Source organism: Sphingomonas kyungheensis (assembly GCF_037120395.1).
GTDB lineage: Bacteria > Pseudomonadota > Alphaproteobacteria > Sphingomonadales > Sphingomonadaceae > Sphingomonas > Sphingomonas kyungheensis.
In genome coordinates this window covers 24,034-40,823 of the sequence record NZ_JBBBDM010000013.1, presented here as the reverse complement: position 1 = coordinate 40,823, position 16,790 = coordinate 24,034, and the positions used below count along the sequence as shown (strand labels likewise).

Sequence of the window (16,790 nt, the reverse complement as noted above, 5' to 3'; positions counted from 1 at the left end):
TTGACCGGACGACATTATTGGCTGGCGGTGGCGTTGCTTGCGACCACCCCCGCAGCCGCCCAGCTCGACCAGCAGCAGGGCCGCGCCCCGGCGCGCGGTCCCGACGCCCCCAAAACGGACCCGGCCGTGCAGCAGGGCGACGCGCCGATCGTCCCGGACAGCGAATTCAACGCCAGCCTGCCGCCGATCAGCGGCGACATCAACGCACCGCTCGAACCGATCAGCGCCCAGCCGAACGCCCCCGCGACCGTCAATACGGCACCTGTTCAGCCCGACGGCACGCTGCCGCCCGCCGCAGCCGAAAGCCCCGAACTGGCGCAGCCGCTGGTTCCGCTCAGCAGCTTCGACACCACGCCGCTCCAGACCGCCGCCGACGTCAAGGACAAGGACGCGCCGGAGATCCGGTACGAGACCGCGCTCAAGGGCCTGGAGTCGCTCAATCTCGCCAGCCAGTTCAACAGCCTGTCCGCGCTGAAGCAGGGCAAGGGCAAGGCCGTCAACGCCACCCAGGTCGCGGCGCGGGCGCGCGAGGATGAGGCGCTGGCGGTGCGGCTGATGAAGTCGCTCGGCTATTATGACGCGACCGCCGTCTCGGTGATCGAGACGCAGCCGGGTGCCGACGCCAAGACGCCCGGCAAGCTGATCGCCACCGTTACCGGCACGCCCGGCCGCCTGTATCATCTGTCGTCGATCAAGGTCGATGCGCAGCCGGTCGTGCCGCCTGATCTCGTCACGCACAATCTGCCGCTGCGCGTCGGCGACCCGATCGAGGCGGCGCGAATCCAGGGGGCGGAGGCGAATGTCAGTCTCGTCCTGCCGCAGCAGGGCTATCCCTTCGTCAAGGTCGGCGAACGCGACATCCTGCTCGACGACGTGTCCGGACAGGCGACCGGCGCCTATACGCTGCCGGTCGATACGGGGCCGCGCGCCCGCTTCGGCCAGCTCGTCACCACCGGCGATCCGGTGTTCGGCGTCGAACATCTCAACGTCTTCCCGCGCTTCAAGAGCGGCGACATCTACGACAGCCGCAAGACCGACGATCTGCGCGACGCGCTGGTCGCGACCGGCCTGTTCCGCAGCGTCGCGGTCGAACCGCAGCGCACCGGCCGCGTCGATGCCGATGGCACCGAGGCGGTCGACCTGCTCGTCCGCCAGACCGAAGGCCCGCCGCGCAGCCTCGCCGGCAGTGCCGGCTATTCGACCGGGCAGGGGTTCAAGGCCGAAGGCAGCTGGACGCATCGCAACCTGTTCCCGCCCGAAGGCGCGCTGATCGGCACCGTCGTCGCCGGCACGCAGGAGCAGGGGCTGTCGGGGACCTTCCGCCGCTCCAACGCCGGGCAGCGCGACAAGACCTTCACCGCGATCGCCAGTGCGGTCCACCAGAGCTACGACGCCTTCGATGCCTTCACCGGCACGCTGTCGGCGCGCTGGAGCCGGGTGTCGACGCCGATCTGGCAGAAGCGCTTCACCTATTATTACGGCGGTGAGCTCGTCGGCACCAACGAGAGCGTCTACGACTTCGCCCGCGGCGACACCGTGCGCCGCACCTACGGCATCGTCGCGCTTCCCGGCCAGGTCGAGTGGGACACGTCGGACAGCCTGCTCAATCCGACCCGCGGCTATCGGCTGCGGCTCAATGTCAGCCCGGAGACGTCGGTCAACGGCGGCATCAGCCCCTATGTGCGAACGATGGTCGAGGGCACCTTCTATTATCCCGTCTCGGCCAAGCTGGTGATCGCCGGGCGCGCCAAGGCGGGGTCGATCCAGGGCATCGAGCGCGACGACCTCGCGCCGTCGCGCCGCTATTATGGCGGCGGCGGTGGCTCGGTGCGCGGCTATGGCTATCAGCGGCTCGGGCCGCTCGATCCGCAAGGCAATCCGGTCGGCGGGCGCAGCCTCAACGAGTTCGCGCTCGAGGCGCGCTACCGGTTCGGCAATTTCGGCATCGTGCCGTTCCTCGACGCCGGCAACAGCTATGAATCGAGCCTGCCGAGCGCGTCCGACCTGCGGTTCGGCGCCGGCATCGGCGGCCGGTTCTACACCAATTTCGGGCCGATGCGGATCGACGTGGCGACGCCGCTCAATCCGCGGCCGGGTGACGGCAAGGTCGCTCTCTACATCTCGATCGGGCAGGCATTCTGATGGCGCAGCCCGAACATGACGTCGAAACTGCCGCGGTCGTGACGCGGCGCCCGCTCTGGCAGCGTATCCTCAAATGGGTGCTGTTCGCGATCCTCGCGATCGTCGTGCTGGTGGGCGTCGTCGTCCTCGGCATCAACACCGATCCCGGTCGTCGTTTCGTCGCCAACCGGATCGGCGGCTATACGACGGCGTCGGGCCTCAACATCAAGGTCGGGCGGATCGACGGGTCGCTCTACGGCCAGATGATCCTGTCCGACGTCCGCGTCGCCGATCCCAAGGGCGTGTTCCTGACCAGTCCGCGGCTGAGCGTCGACTGGCGGCCGTTCGCCTTCGCCAGCAACCATGTCGATGTGCGCAGCCTGTCGACCGATCTGGTGACGCTGGCGCGCAAGCCCGAATTGAAGCAGACGCCGAGCGATCCGAACGCGCCGCTGCTCCCCGATCTCGATATCGACGTCAATCGGCTGCACGTCGGCCGGCTGGTCATCGCCAAGCCGGTCACCGGGCAGACGCATATCGTCCGCATCGACGGCGCCGTCCATATCGCCGACCGCCGCGCGCAGCTCGTCACCGACGCGGCAGCGCTGCGCGGGGCAGGGGTGGCCGGCGGCGATCGCCTCCGCCTGCGGCTCGACGCGGTGCCGGCGCAGAACAAGCTCGACGTCAATCTGAAGCTCGACGCGCCGGTCGGCGGGGTGGTCGCGTCGATGGCCTCGCTCAAGGCGCCGCTGACCGCCTCGGTCGACGGTCGCGGCAGCTGGCAGGCGTGGCAGGGCCGCGCCCTCGCGACGCTCGGCGGTGGCCAGCTCGCCAATGTCGCGATCGATGCCCGCAGCGGCCATATCGCGCTGCGCGGCTTCGCGACGCCCGGCCTGTATCTCGAAGGGCCGGTCGAGCGCCTGACCGCACCGCGGCTCGATCTCGCGATCGACACGACGCTCAACGATCGCAAGGCGGATACGCGGATCAAGCTCAAGTCGGACGCGCTTGCGGTCGACGCGGGCGGGCTGCTCGATCTTGCCGCGAGCAAGTTCGGCAATTTCGCGGTCGATGCGCGACTGCTCACCCCCGGTGCGATCGCCCCCAACGTGCGCGGTCGCGACGTGATGGCGCGCGTCGTGCTCGACGGCGCCTTCGCGACCCCGACGGTCGACTATAAGATCAGCGCTGCGGCGCTCGGCTTCGGCACGACGATGGTCGAGAACGTCTATGCCGAAGGGCTGGCGCGGGTGAACAGCGACCGGATCCTCGTGCCGGTCAAGGCCCGTGCGCGGCGCATCACCGGTCTCAACGCCGCGGTCGGCGGCCTCGCCAACAACGTCCGCATCCAGGGTGATTTCGCGATCGCGATGCCGACCATCCTGTCGGACAATCTGCGCATCCGCTCGGACAACATCGATGCGACCGCGATCGTCGTCGCCAATACCGCGACCGGCCGCTACACCGGTGCGCTCAAGGGGCGGGTCAACAATTACCGGCTCGAGAGCATCGGCATCATCGACCTGTCGACCGACGCCAAGCTCGTCCCCGGCGCCCGCGGCGGCTTCGGCATCACCGGACGCGTCGTCGCGCAGACCAAGCAATTGTTCAACAGCGGCGTACGCGACTTCCTCGGCGGCAATGCGGTGGTGCGCAGCGACATCGGCTACAGCCCCGAGGGCATCGTCACCTTCCGCAACCTGCGGATGAACGCGCCGCAATTCCGCATCACCCGCGGCGAGGGACGGTTCGATCCTGCCAGCGGCGCGGTCGCGGTGTCGGCGGATGCCTATTCGACGCAATATGGGCCGGTGACCGCGCGGGTCACCGGCAGCGCCGATGCGCCCGTCGTCGTGCTGCGCGCGGCGAAACCCGGCGTCGGCGTCGGTCTCGTCAATCTCGACGCGCGTATCGTCGGACGCGGTGGCGCCTATGCCGTCACGGCGAGCGGCGGCACCAATTACGGCCCGTTCACCGCCGACGTGCTGGTCCGGCCGAGCCCGCGCCTGACCGTCGACGTCAACCGCCTCGTCTTCGCCGGCATCACCGGACGGGGCCGGATCGCCGCCACGCCAGCCGGGCCGTTCGCCGGCGCGCTGCAATTCGGCGGCCGCGGCATCACCGGCAACGTCCGCCTCGCGGATCAGGGCGGCTATCAGCGCGCCGATGTCGCCGCGCGTGCCTCCAACGCGACGATCCCGGGTTATGCGGACTTCACCATCGGCCGCGCCATCGTCAACGCCAGCGTGGTGATGACGCCCAAGGCGCCGCAGGTGGTCGCCGATGTCCAGATCGGCGACACCCGCTACAATGCCTTTGTCATCGAGGCGATGCGGGCCAAGGTGAACTATGTCGGCGGTCGCGGCACCGCGCAGGCGCTGCTGACCGGATCGAGCGGCGTGCCGCTGCGCGTCGCGGTCAACGCGCGACTGGCGCCGGACGACTATCTGATCGCCGCCCAGGGGCAGGCGAACAACATCCCGTTCCGCACCGTCAATCCGGCGCATATCACCAAGGCCGGGGGCAGCTACCGTCTCGCCGCGACGCGGATCGACTTCGGTCAGGGACCGACCGCCGGCTCGACGCGGGTCGCCGGATCGTTCGGCGGCGGCGTCACCGCGGCACAGGCGCGACTCGACCGGCTCAACCTGTCGATGCTGTCGGCGTTCATGCCCAACCTCGGCCTGTCAGGCGCTGTGACCGGCAGCCTCGACTATCGCCAGCAGGGCAATGCCATTCCCCAGGCCGATGCCCGGATCACCATTGCCAATTTCCAGCGCACCGGGCTCGCCGCGGTGTCGGAGCCCGTCGACGTCCAGTTCGTCGGGCGGCTCGTCCCGGATGGCGGCGAGGCGCGGGCGCTGATCAAACGGGGTGCGACCCCGGTCGGCCGCCTGCTCGCGACGCTGCGGCCGCTGCCGCCGGGATCGGGATCGTGGATGACGCGGCTGATGCAGGCGCCGCTGTCGGGCGGTATCCGCTACAACGGTCCGTCCGGCGTGCTGTTCAGCCTCGCTGCCTTGCCCAACCAGCAGCTCAGCGGACCGATTGCGGTAGCCGCCGATTTCTCGGGCCGGGTTTCCGCCCCGCAGCTCAACGGGCTGATCCGCGCCGACAATCTGACCTATGACAATGAGACGTACGGCACGCGCCTGTCGCAGATGAAGATTGCGGCGCGCTTCACCAACGACCGACTCGATCTCACCAGCCTCAGTGCGCGTGCCGGTGACGGCACGGTGCAGGCGCAGGGCAGCGTCGGCCTCGCCGCGGACAGCGGCTTCCCGATCGACCTGCGCGCCCGGCTCGCCAATGCGCAGCTTGCCAAGAGCGATGCCCTTGCCGCCACCACCACCGGCGACCTGCATTTCACTTATGGTCGGGACGGCGGGCTGCTGCAGGGCAATTTGATCGTGCCCGAGGCGCGCTACGAGATCATCCGTCAGGGTTCGGCGGAGGTCCCGGAACTCACCGGCATCCGCCGCAAAAGCCAGATCGTCACGCCGCGCCCGACCGATCGGCCCGAGCCGGCCCCGGTCAGCACGATCCGTCTCGACCTGACGGTACGCGCCAAAAACCAGCTGTTCGTCTCTGGCATGGGCCTCGAGTCGGAATGGGAGATGAACCTCAAGATCGGCGGAACCTCGGTCGCGCCGCAGATCACCGGCGGCCTCGATCTGGTGCGCGGCACCTATTCGTTCGCCGGCAAGCGGTTCGACGTAACGCGCGGCACGATCCGCTTCCGTGGTGGTCAGCTGACCGACCCGGACATCAACATCCAGGCGTCGACCACGGTCAATGGCATCACCGCCGTGATCGCGATCACCGGCACCGGCCAGCGTCCGCAGATCGCCTTCACCTCGACGCCGGCGCTGCCGCAGGACGAGGTGCTCAGCCGCCTGCTGTTCGGCACCAACCCCGAGAATCTGTCGGCGACCGAGGCGATCCAGCTGGCGAGCGCGCTCAACTCGCTGCGTGGCTCGGGCGGCGGGCTCAATCCGCTCGGCAAACTGCGCTCGGCGACCGGTTTCGATCGCCTGCGCGTGCTGGGCGCCGACGAGGCGAGCGGGCGCGGCACCAGCCTCGCCGCGGGCAAGTACCTGACCGACAACATCTATGTCGAGATCGTCACCGACGCACGCGGCTATACCGCGACCCAGCTCGAGATCGCGCTGACCAAGGCGCTGAGCCTGCTGACCTCGACCGGGTCGGCGGGTGGCTCGGACGCCCGCCTCAAATACTCCAAGGACTATTGAACACAGCCGCGCTGCCCCGATGGGCGGCGCGGTTCCGGTCAGGTGAAAGGTGAAATCGATGGAAGCGCCGGATCGGCAGCACGGCGATGCCCTCGGCATCGGCGCGGATCATGACGGCGCTGGAGCAGTCCGTTCGCCCGGTCACTTGCAACGGGCTGGGAGGACGCGATCCCCGCAATACGATCCGGCCCGGACCGGCACCAGCGTGAGGCTGTAGGTGCCGATACGGACCGGACCGAGGACCTGATTACCAGGGCTTGATGAAAACCGAGGCCGTCGCAAGAACGAGAGCGATAACTACCGACATGCTAATCTCCCTTATCGTGGCATCTCCAGGATGCGGGTCGATCTTAACGGATTGTTAAGAATTAAACAATCCGGCTCGCAAGGGGTTGGATGGCTCATGCGCGATTAATCTTATCTTCAATCCTGGCCCGTACCCCAGGGTGCATGACCGTCGCGCACCGCTCGGAAACCGTGGAAACGCTGGCCTCTCGTGCGATCAAAGAGGCACGCCGCGCCGCCAAGCCCGCCTATCGGTTTCAGCTCATCGCCGAGATCGCCAATTTCGCCGAGCTGCGCCGTCGTCTCGGCTGCGCGCGCGCCGAACTGCTCGCCGGTCTCGTCGCCGACCGAGTCGCGCGGGTGATTCCGGGTGCCAGCGTCGCCATCCTCAGCCGCACGCAGATCGCCAGCGGTTTCCGCGACGCGGACCGCAGCGCCATCGATCGCTACGTCGGCGCGATCGAGCACGCGTTCGAACGTCCCGTCACGATCGACGATCAGCATGTCGAGGTCCGCCTGACGTTCGGTGCCGCCGCGGCACCGGCGACCGCACTCGACGAGGTTGCGCTGGTCGAGGAAGCGGAAAATGCGCTCGCCGAGGCGCGAATGGCGACCCGCACCGTGACGCACGCGGTGGCGCCCCGCGCGACCCGCGATGTGCTGCGCGTCGCGCGCGAGCTCGACCTCGCGATCGATCGCGGCGAGCTCGTCCTCCACTATCAGCCCAAGATCCACGTCCGGCATCAGGAAATCCGCAGCGCCGAGGCCTTGGTGCGCTGGAACCACCCCGAGCGCGGGCTGGTCATGCCGAACGACTTCATCTCGGTCGCCGAAGAATGTATGCTGATCGACCGGATGACGCTGTGGACGATCCGCCGCGCGATCGAGGATCAGCGCGATCTCGCCGCCCGCGGTCACGACCTTCGCCTGTTCATCAATATCGCCGGGCAGCTGCTCGCCGACAGCGCCTTCGTCCGGGCCGCCTGCGATCTGGTCGGCGGCAGCGATGCCAAGCTCGGGTTCGAGATCACCGAAACGTCGGTGATCCGTGATCCCGCCAGCGCGATCGCCAATCTGCAGATCTTTGCTGATTTCGGCATTACGATAGCGATCGACGATTATGGTGCCGGCCTGTCGTCCCTAGCCTATCTGAAGCAATTGCCGGCGCGCGAACTCAAGATCGACAAATTGTTCGTTACGCAGCTGACCAGCTCGAACCGCGATCCGTTGATCGTGCGGTCGACGATCGATCTCGCTCATGCGCTCGAGATGGAAGTAGTCGCGGAGGGAGTGGAGACGCATGCGGCGCTTGCGCTGCTGACGGTGATGGGGTGCGACATGGTGCAGGGCTTCCTGATCAGCCGACCGGTCGTGCTCGAGTCCCTGATCCAATATCTCGACGAGGGGCGGCATCGTGCGCCCGCGCCCGATCCGCTCGCCGGCTTCGGGGGGTTCGCTGCGACGCGTCGCGTCGTCTGACCATGCGTCGGTGGTTCTGCTGGTCATGGCTTGCGGTCGGCTTGCTCGTCTTGACGCCTACGGCGGCATTGGCTGACGCTTTCGACACGCTCATTGCCGATGCCAAGACGGCGATGCTCAGCGATCCGCATGTCACGGTGGAACGCGCGCTGGTTGCCGAGCGGCTCGCCCGTCGTGAACCGGCTTCGCCGCAGCGAGTGGTGCGACAAGCGACTGCCGAGTGGCTCCGTGGTGAGGCTCTTCTACGCTTGAACGAGAATGCCGCGGCGGAGCCATTGATCGACCATGCTGTCGCCGTTTCATCGCGACTGGCTGCCGGATCGACCCTCCAAGGCGATGCGTTGCTTGCGCGCGGGTGGTTGGCTACGGTCCGCGCTGACGTTTCGCACGCGTTAGTCGATTACCAGCATGCGTATAAGATCTTCCAGCGCTTGGGGAATCCCCGTAGTCAAGCCAAGGCTCTGCAATCCATCGGGTCCCTCTACGTTGAGGCCAATGACCAAGTAAGTGCACTGCGATATTTTGATCAGGCAATTTCAATCTATCGCGCCGACCCTATGCTGGCGTTGGCACTGTACAACAATCGTGGCATCACCCTGAAAAAGATGGGGCGGTACAAGGAAGCGGTGCAGCAGTTTCGCAGCGGTCTTGCTCTTACCGAACGAATGAACAGCCCGCTGCTACGCGTCCTCATCTTGGGCAACATCGCCGAAACGAGATTGATGGGCAAAGACGTTGCGGGCGCACAGCGCGCGATCGATCAGGGGCTGACGCTCTCGACGCGGGGCGAGGCGGCCGGTTTCCGCAAGACCCTGATCGGCCTTGCCGCGCAGGCTGCCTATCAACGTGGCGATTTATCGCGGGCCGTTGAACTGATCACCGAACGTTTTGACGGCGAAGCGCTCGATCACACGACTTTAGTCGACCGCGAGGCGCACCGGACCGCGTATGTCGTCTACCATGCCGCGGGGCAATCCGATCTGGCGTTGCGTCACCTTGTCGCGCTGAAACGTCTCGATGACGAGTCGACCGCGGTGGCACGCTCGACCAGTGCGGCGCTGATGGCGGCGCGGTTCGATTTCGCCAATCAGGAGCTAAAGATCGCCAGCCTGCAACGTGACGAGGCACGCCGCAACGTCGCCTTCGAGCAGGCGCGCGCGCGGACCCAGCGCAATGTCTTCATCGGCGTGGTGGCGTCGACGCTGGTCGCCATCCTGTTGCTCGGCCTCGGCATTCTCGCGCTGCGCCGGAGTCGCAACGAGGTGCGCGCCGCCAACGACGACCTCGCCGTCACCAATGCCGCGCTCGGCAAGGCGCTCGCCGCCAAGACCGAGTTCCTCGCCACGACGAGCCACGAAATCCGTACGCCGCTCAACGGCATCCTCGGCATGACGCAGGTGATGCTGGCCGATACGAAGGTCGTCGGCAGCACGCGCGACCGGCTCGGCGTCGTTCACAGCGCCGGCGTGACCATGCGCGCGCTGGTCGACGATATCCTCGACGTCGCCAAGATGGAGACGGGCCACCTCACCGTCGAGGAGGCGCCGTTCGACCTGCGCGCGATGCTCGCGGAGTCGACGTGCATGTGGCAGGATCAGGCGGCGGCCAAGGGGATCGCCTTCCATCGCGAGATCGACGACTGCCCCGGCATGATCGTCGGCGATGCGGCGCGGCTGCGGCAGATCGTGTTCAATTTGATGTCGAACGCGCTCAAATTCACCTCGACCGGCAGCGTCACCCTGCGCGCCGCCGCGAGCGACGACGCGCGCCTGTGCATCACCGTCGCCGACACCGGCATCGGGATCAGCGCCGATACCTGCGAGACGATCTTCGAATCCTTCCGTCAGGCCGATACCAGCACGACACGGCGCTTCGGCGGCACCGGGCTCGGGCTTTCGATCTGCCGCAATTTGGCACGGGCGATGGGCGGCGACGTCACCGTCACCAGCACGATCGGCGAAGGCTCGCGCTTCATCGTCGACCTGCCGCTGACCCTCGGCGTTGCGCCCGCGATAAGCGAGGATGCTGCGACCGCCGCGGGTTTGCTGATCCTCGATCGCAACCCGATCACACGAAGCATGCTGCGCACCTTGATGGCTGCGCATGCCACGGACATCACGTCGGTCGCGACCCTAGACGAAGCGCTGGCGGGCCTGACGACGACGCGTTTCGATCATCTGCTGATCGACGTGGCGGCGCTCGGAGAGGGCGATGCGCTGAGCGAGGCATTGGGGCGGATCGCCGCCGTAGCCAATGCATCGGACATGGTTCTGCTATGGCCCGCGCATAGTGAAACAAATCATATCGTTTGCGAAACGAACGGCGCTTTCCGCAGCATCGTCAAGCCGATAACGGGTGCGGCATTAGTCGATTTCGTCTATGCGCCGACCAATGAGCCGCTTGTGTCACGGGCGGCTTGAGGCGTAGACACAAAGACATGTTCTTGCAAAATCCATCGACCCTGCGGCCGCCGCGATGAACGTTCTGTTCATCGAGGATGACCGTATGAACCGCCGCGTGGTTCGGGACATGCTCGATGTCGCCGGCGTGACGATGATGGAGGCCGAGAATGCCGAGGTCGGCCTCGCGGCGATCGAGTCCCAGTCGTTTGATATGCTGCTGATCGATCTGCGGATGCCGGGCATGGATGGCATCACCGCAATCCATCATATCCGCGCCCGACAGGACGCCAAGGCGAGCGTGCCGATCATCGTCATCACCGCCGATACGGCGCTCGATCTGCGCGAACGCTGCCTGGCTGCGGGTGCCGACGACGTATTGTTCAAGCCGGTGGCGATGGACGCCCTGTTCGAGGCGATGGGCCGAATCATGGCGCGCGACGCCGACGGCGCGGTTCTGAATTGAGCGCACTTCCAATCGCCGTATTTGTCGGTGTAGAAGGATTCCTCTGCCCTACTGATTGGTAAGTCCGATGTCCAAGACGATGATCCGCCGGCCGGCAAAGGACGAACCCTTAGCGGACGCCGCCAGCGACCGCCTCTATCAGCGGCTGGCCCGCAAGCTGTTCGATCAGATCGCATCGGGCGCCTATCTGGTCGGCGATCGCCTTCCTGCCGAGCGCGAGCTCGCGATCACCTATGGCGCGAGCCGGCCCGCAGTCCGTGAGGCATTGATCGCGCTGGAGGTACAGGGGTTCATCGAGGTCCGGGTCGGGTCGGGTGCCTATGTCTGCCGCTTGCCGGGGCAGGGCGAGGAGCCGGGCTTCGCGATCACCGCCTTCGAATTGACCGAAGCGCGTCTCCTGTTCGAGGGTGAGGCCGCGGCGCTCGCTGCTTTGCACATCACCGATGAGCAGATCGACCGGCTCGATGCGCTCGTCGCCGCGATGAAGACGGAGAATCTGCTTCCCGAGGTGACCGAGGAGGCCGACCGCGATTTCCACCTCACCATCGCCGGCGCAACACGCAATGCCGGCGTGTTGCGGACGATCGAGGATCTCTGGCATCTGCGATCGACCTCGCCGGAATGCGCCCTGCTCCATGCGAAGGCGCGGAACGCCAAGGTGCGGCCGGTCGTCGAGGAGCATATCACGATCATCGACGCCCTGCGCGCGCGCGACGCCAATGCGGCGCGGGCGGCGATGCGGGCCCATCTGTCGGCCGTCATGGATCACCTGCTGTTCCGCACCGAGGAACTGGCGGTCGAAGAGGTCCGGCGCTCGCTGGCGACGACGCGTCAGCGCTTCGGCGTCGCGCCGGCGGCGTAAGACACGTGGCTTACCACCTTTAAAAGGTTGTCAGACCAATCATTGCGCTGCTACGCCCGGTCCGATAACAGATGGGGCGAGGCACAGATGACAATGACCCAGACCATGCGGTGGTTTGGCCCGAACGATCCGGTGCCGCTCGCCGCGATCCGTCAGGCGGGCGCGACCGGCGTGGTCACCGCCCTGCATGACATCCCCAATGGCGAGGCCTGGCCGGAGGCGGCGATCGCCACGCGCAAGGCGATGATCGAAGATGCCGGGCTCGACTGGACAGTGGTCGAAAGCCTTCCGGTGGCCGAGGGCATCAAGACACGGTCGGCGGACTGGGACCAGCTGATCGAAGCCTATATCGTCAGCCTGCGCCGGCTCGCCGCGCAGGGGATTCACGTCGTCACTTATAACTTCATGCCGCTGCTGGACTGGACGCGGACCGACCTCGGCTGGGAATTGCCCGACGGCGCCCGTGCGCTGCGCTTCGAGCCGGTCGCGCTCGCCGCCTATGACATCCACATCCTGCGCCGGCCCGGCGCGGCGCAGGACTATGCCGCCGACGTGGTCGACGCGGCGGCGCGCCGTTTCGACAGCCTCGACGAAGCCGGGCGGACCCGCCTCGAACGGACGATCATCGCCGGTCTGCCGGGCAGCGAGGAAAGCTTCACCTCCGCCGACTTCCTGCGCCACATCGGCAGCTATGCCTCGATCGACGCCGACCGGCTGCGCGCGCATCACCACGCCTTCCTCGCCGCCGTCTGCCCGGTCGCCGAAGCGGAAGGGGTCCATCTCGTCGTCCATCCCGACGATCCGCCGTTCCCGATCTTCGGGCTGCCGCGCGTCGTCAGCACCGAAGCGGATCTCGCGGCACTGTTCGCGGCGGTGCCGTCACCGGCCAACGGCCTGTGCTTCTGCAGCGGTTCGCTCGGCGTGCGCGCGGACAATGATCTGCCCGGCATCGTCGATCGGTTGGGCGAGCGGATCGGTTTCCTGCATCTGCGCTCGGTGCAGCGCGAGCCGGACGGCGCGTTCCACGAGGCGGAGCATCTGCAGGGCGACGCCGACATGCCGGCGATCATGGCGGCGGTGCTCGATCTTCAGCAGCGGAGCGGACGATCGCTGCCGATGCGGCCCGACCACGGCCATCAGATGGCCGACGACCTCTATCGTCAGACCAATCCGGGCTATTCGCTGATCGGGCGGCTGCGCGGGCTCGCCGAGTTGCGCGGCCTCGAAGCCGGGCTGCTCGCCGCCCGGGGAGCGGTGGGCGCCGTCTAGGCGTCGGGCGGGCTGGTCGGGACCCGCAGCGCTGCGGCGAGCGACGAGGTGCCGCTGCCGCGTCGCGCCGGCTTGGGCTGCGACGGATCGGGGGCCCAGCCGGTGACGAAGACGATCGCGAACCGTTCGGTGGTCCGTCCGTCCGGGCCCGCCGCGGCGGCGAAGGCGGCGGCGGCGCGCGCGAGCGTCTCGCGCGACATGGCGGAGCGTGCGGCGAGGATGTTGCTCGCCGCCATGCCGCGCAGGTCGTCGAGCAGCCGCCCGAAGCTTGCATAGCGGACATCGAACGTCTCGATATCGGCGACGGGCAAGGTCAGCCCGGCCCGCATCAGCAGATCGCCCGCCGATCGCACGTCGATCTGCGGATGCAGCCGCGCTGCCGGCCGTTCGCCCTCGGCGACGCGCAAGGCTGCCCGCAGCGCCGGCAGGCTGCCGCCGCCGAGGAAGGCGCCGAGGAACAGGCCGTCGGGGCGCAGCACCCGGCGGATCAGCGTCAGCGCGCCGGGAAGATCATTGACCTGGTCGAGCACTCCGGCGCTCAGCACCGCATCGAAACTCGCGTCGGCGAAGGGCAGATGATCCTCTTCGCCCTGGATGCCGCCGGCAGCCTGCGCGAAGCGGAAGCCGGGATCGATCCGCGCGATGCGAGCGCCGGGGATCGTCAGGCTGCAATCGGGGGCGCCCATGTCGAGCACGTCGCGGAAGTCGCGCTTCACCGCGTCGAGCCGTTCGAGCAACCCTTCGACCATCACGTCGCGCAGGAAGGCATGATCGGGATAATGCGCGGCGGCGCGGTCGCGGCGCAGGCGGCGGGCGGAGCGATCGAAGATGTCGGCGGTCACCCGCAGGCTTGTGCCCGTTAGCGGCGTGCGCGACAAGCAGGCATGCGGTCGATCGGGGGGCGACGGGCGGGCAGGGCGCTGGCATGGCGGATGATCAGCGCCGGCATCGCGACGGTCGTGGCGGCGTTGCTGCCGCCGCGATGCCCCGGCTGCGGCACGCCGGTCGCGGCGGATCATCTCTTCTGTGGAGGCTGCTGGGGCGAGCTGCGCTGGCTGACCCCGCCCTGGTGTGCGACGTGCAACCGGCCGCTGCCGGAGGAGCGGGGAGCGGAGGTCTGCAAGCGATGCCGCATCGATCCGCCGCGCCACGCCGGCATCCGCGCCGCGGTGGTTTATGGCGCGATCGCGCGGCGGCTGGCGCTCAAGCTCAAATATGGCGGGCGGATCGGCATCGCCGCGACGATGGCGGCGCGGATGGCGGCGATCGTCCCGCCGGGCGTCGATCTACTCGTGCCGGTGCCGCTGCACCGCTGGCGGCTGTGGCAGCGCGGCTATAATCAGGCGGCGCTGATCGCCGCGGCGATCCACCGCCGCACCGCCATTCCGCATGATCCCTTCGCGCTGCGCCGCCGCCGCGCCACCGTGCCGCTCCGGTCGCTCGGCCGCAGCCAGCGCCGCGCGGCGGTGGCGGGCGCGTTCGCGGTCCCCGACCCGACGCGGATCGCCGGCCGCAGCATCGCGTTGGTCGACGACGTCTATACCAGCGGCGCTACCGCCGCGGCCTGTACGCAGGTGCTGCTGGCGGCGGGGGCGAGCGCGGTGACGATCGTCTGCTGGGCGCGGGTGGTGGGATCGGGCGGCGATTGACAAGCCGCGCATCAGCCCACACCTCCTTGGCATGGCACATGTCGAAATCTACACCAAAGCCTTCTGCCCCTATTGCACGCGCGCCAAGGCGCTGCTGGCGAGCAAGGGCGTGGCGCCGCAGGAACACGATATCTCGATGGATGGGCCGCAGCGGCAGGAGATGATCCAGCGCGCGCATGGCCGTACTACGGTGCCGCAGATTTTCATCGACGGCAAGCATATCGGCGGCTCGGACGATCTCGCCGCGCTCAACGCGCGCGGAGGACTGGATCCGCTGCTCGCGGCATGAAGATCGCGCTGCTGCAGATGACGAGCGGGATCGACCCCGCCGTCAATGCCGCGGATATCCGCCACGGGATCGCTGCCGCGGCGGCGAATGGCGCCGGCATGCTCTTCCTGCCCGAAATGGCCGGGCTGATCGATCGCGACCGGGCGCGCGCCGCCGCGTCGATCCGCGGCGAGGCCGATGATCCGGTGCTTGCGACGGCGCGACAGGCGGCGGCGGGCGCCGGTATCTGGGTGCATATCGGCTCGCTCGCGGTACGCTGTGACGACGGCAAGCTGGCCAACCGCAGCTTCGTCATCGACGGAAGCGGAGCGATCCGGGCACGCTACGACAAGCTGCATCTGTTCGATGTCGACCTGCCGAACGGCGAGTCGTGGCGGGAATCGGCGGCCTACGTGCCCGGCGATCATGCGGTGGTCGTGGATACGCCGATCGGGCCGTTAGGCCTGTCGATTTGTTACGACCTGCGCTTTCCCGCGCTGTTCGCGACGCTGGCGCAGGCCGGCGCGCAGATGATCGCGATCCCGGCGGCGTTCACCCGCCCGACCGGAGCCGCGCATTGGCATGCCCTGATGCGCGCCCGGGCGATCGAGACCGGCTGCTACGTCATCGCCGCGGCGCAGGCCGGCGCGCATGAGGATGGCCGCACCACTTATGGCCATTCGCTGGTCATCGATCCGTGGGGCGACGTGCTGCTCGACATGGGCGAGGCGCGGGGGCTTGGCCTCGCCGAGATCGATCCGGCCCGTGTCGCCGACGTCCGCGCGCGCATCCCGGTGCTCGACCATGCGCGGACGATCCCGCCCGTGACGCGGTCATGATCGTCTTCGATCTGCGGTGCAGCGGCGACCATGTCTTCGAGGCCTGGTTCGCCTCGACCAGCGCCTATGACGATCAGCGCGCGGCCGGGCAGCTCGTCTGTCCGATGTGCGGCGATACCACGATCGGCAAGGCGCTGATGGCGCCGAGCATCGCCGCCAAGGGCAACCGGCGCCGCGATGTCGCTCCGGAGGCGATCAAGGCCGCGCTTCAGTCGATCGCTGCGGAACAGGCCAAGGCGCTTGCGGGATCGTCCTGGGTCGGCACCGATTTCGCGAGCCGCGCCCGCGCGATGCACGATGGCGCCGAGACGGTGCGGCCGATTCACGGTCAGGCCAGCCTCGCCGAGGCGAAGGCGCTCGTCGACGACGGCGTCCCGGTCGCGCCCTTGCTGTGCCCGGTCGTGCCACCCGAAAAGACCAACTGACCCGCTGGACCCGCCCCGCGCCGCCCGGTATCAAGGCGCGCAGTGGCCCCGTAGCTCAGCCGGATAGAGCGCCAGATTCCTAATCTGTAGGTCGCGCGTTCGAATCGCGCCGGGGTCACCATCCTGCTGTCCTGAAGCGGTCCGGCTTGCCTGACTACACCGGGCAAGGCATAGCGCCGTGCCTGATGATCGTGCCCCCGGCAGCGGGCGGCGCAGGCTGCCGACCTTGTAAAACAGCAGCAACATAGCCACGCTATGTTATCGAACGGATCATATTTCGGGATCAACGTGGTGAGCCAGACGATTTCTGTGACGACGCCGGTGGCGGTCGACCCGGCGCAAGCCGCGCCGGTTGCCGGCTCGCGCGGCAAGCCGCTCGCCTTCTGGCTCTACGTCCTGGTCGGTGTGGTGATGATCATCGCCTCGGCGATCGCCTTGCCGTTCGTCGCGACCGACAGGCGTTAGGCTAGACGGT

General features: G+C 67.8%; 13 protein-coding genes and 1 tRNA gene. 13 read left to right on the top strand and 1 reads right to left on the bottom strand.

Annotated features, from left to right (window positions below):
* From V8201_RS16905 to uxuA, 7 genes are all read left to right on the top strand, one after another.
* On the top strand, positions 1-2,142 hold the full coding sequence (locus V8201_RS16905; RefSeq protein ID WP_336546027.1) for an autotransporter assembly complex protein TamA: 2,142 nt from the start codon (positions 1-3) through the stop codon (positions 2,140-2,142).
* Positions 2,142-6,374, top strand: a complete 4,233-nt coding sequence (locus V8201_RS16900) for a translocation/assembly module TamB domain-containing protein (protein ID WP_336546011.1) — start codon at positions 2,142-2,144, stop codon at positions 6,372-6,374. The genes V8201_RS16905 and V8201_RS16900 overlap by 1 nt, the downstream gene beginning before the upstream one ends.
* Positions 6,375-6,824: 450 nt before the next feature.
* A complete protein-coding gene (locus V8201_RS16895; RefSeq protein WP_336546010.1) occupies positions 6,825-8,138 on the top strand; it encodes an EAL domain-containing protein in 1,314 nt (437 codons plus the stop codon).
* 2 nt (positions 8,139-8,140) lie between these two features.
* The gene (locus V8201_RS16890; protein WP_336546009.1) at positions 8,141-10,558 is read left to right on the top strand and encodes an ATP-binding response regulator; all 2,418 of its coding nucleotides are present in this window, start codon (positions 8,141-8,143) and stop codon (positions 10,556-10,558) included.
* A 55-nt stretch (positions 10,559-10,613) separates the two neighbouring features.
* Complete coding sequence (locus tag V8201_RS16885; RefSeq protein ID WP_037533044.1) at positions 10,614-11,003, top strand: response regulator; 390 nt, start codon at positions 10,614-10,616, stop codon at positions 11,001-11,003.
* Positions 11,004-11,070: 67 nt separating this feature from the next.
* Positions 11,071-11,865, top strand: coding sequence for a FadR/GntR family transcriptional regulator (locus V8201_RS16880; protein WP_373276496.1), 795 nt, complete (start codon positions 11,071-11,073; stop codon positions 11,863-11,865).
* A 93-nt stretch (positions 11,866-11,958) separates the two neighbouring features.
* Complete coding sequence (gene uxuA / locus V8201_RS16875; protein ID WP_336546008.1) at positions 11,959-13,134, top strand: mannonate dehydratase; 1,176 nt, start codon at positions 11,959-11,961, stop codon at positions 13,132-13,134.
* Here uxuA and V8201_RS16870 read toward each other — a convergent pair.
* Positions 13,131-13,976 (bottom strand): class I SAM-dependent methyltransferase, encoded by an 846-nt coding sequence (locus tag V8201_RS16870; RefSeq protein ID WP_336546007.1) that lies wholly within the window; start codon positions 13,974-13,976, stop codon positions 13,131-13,133. The two genes, uxuA and V8201_RS16870, sit on opposite strands and share 4 nt — an antisense overlap.
* Positions 13,977-14,018: 42 nt before the next feature.
* Here V8201_RS16870 and V8201_RS16865 point away from each other — a divergent pair, with 42 nt between their 5' ends.
* The 6 genes from V8201_RS16865 (at position 14,019) to V8201_RS16840 (ending at position 16,780) form a co-directional block, all read left to right on the top strand.
* Positions 14,019-14,783: a double zinc ribbon domain-containing protein gene (locus tag V8201_RS16865; RefSeq protein WP_336546006.1), complete on the top strand. Its 765-nt coding sequence runs from the start codon at positions 14,019-14,021 to the stop codon at positions 14,781-14,783.
* Positions 14,784-14,814: 31 nt separating this feature from the next.
* Complete coding sequence (gene grxC, locus V8201_RS16860) at positions 14,815-15,072, top strand: glutaredoxin 3 (RefSeq protein ID WP_336546005.1); 258 nt, start codon at positions 14,815-14,817, stop codon at positions 15,070-15,072.
* Positions 15,069-15,890: a carbon-nitrogen hydrolase family protein gene (locus tag V8201_RS16855; RefSeq protein ID WP_336546004.1), complete on the top strand. Its 822-nt coding sequence runs from the start codon at positions 15,069-15,071 to the stop codon at positions 15,888-15,890. The genes grxC and V8201_RS16855 overlap by 4 nt, the downstream gene beginning before the upstream one ends.
* Positions 15,887-16,315: a DUF1178 family protein gene (locus V8201_RS16850; protein ID WP_037533056.1), complete on the top strand. Its 429-nt coding sequence runs from the start codon at positions 15,887-15,889 to the stop codon at positions 16,313-16,315. Before V8201_RS16855 ends, V8201_RS16850 begins: the two co-directional genes overlap by 4 nt.
* 44 nt (positions 16,316-16,359) lie before the next feature.
* Positions 16,360-16,436, top strand: a tRNA-Arg gene (locus tag V8201_RS16845).
* 170 nt (positions 16,437-16,606) lie between these two features.
* On the top strand, positions 16,607-16,780 hold the full coding sequence (locus tag V8201_RS16840; RefSeq protein WP_336546003.1) for a hypothetical protein: 174 nt from the start codon (positions 16,607-16,609) through the stop codon (positions 16,778-16,780).
* The last annotated feature ends 10 nt before the right edge of the window (positions 16,781-16,790 follow it).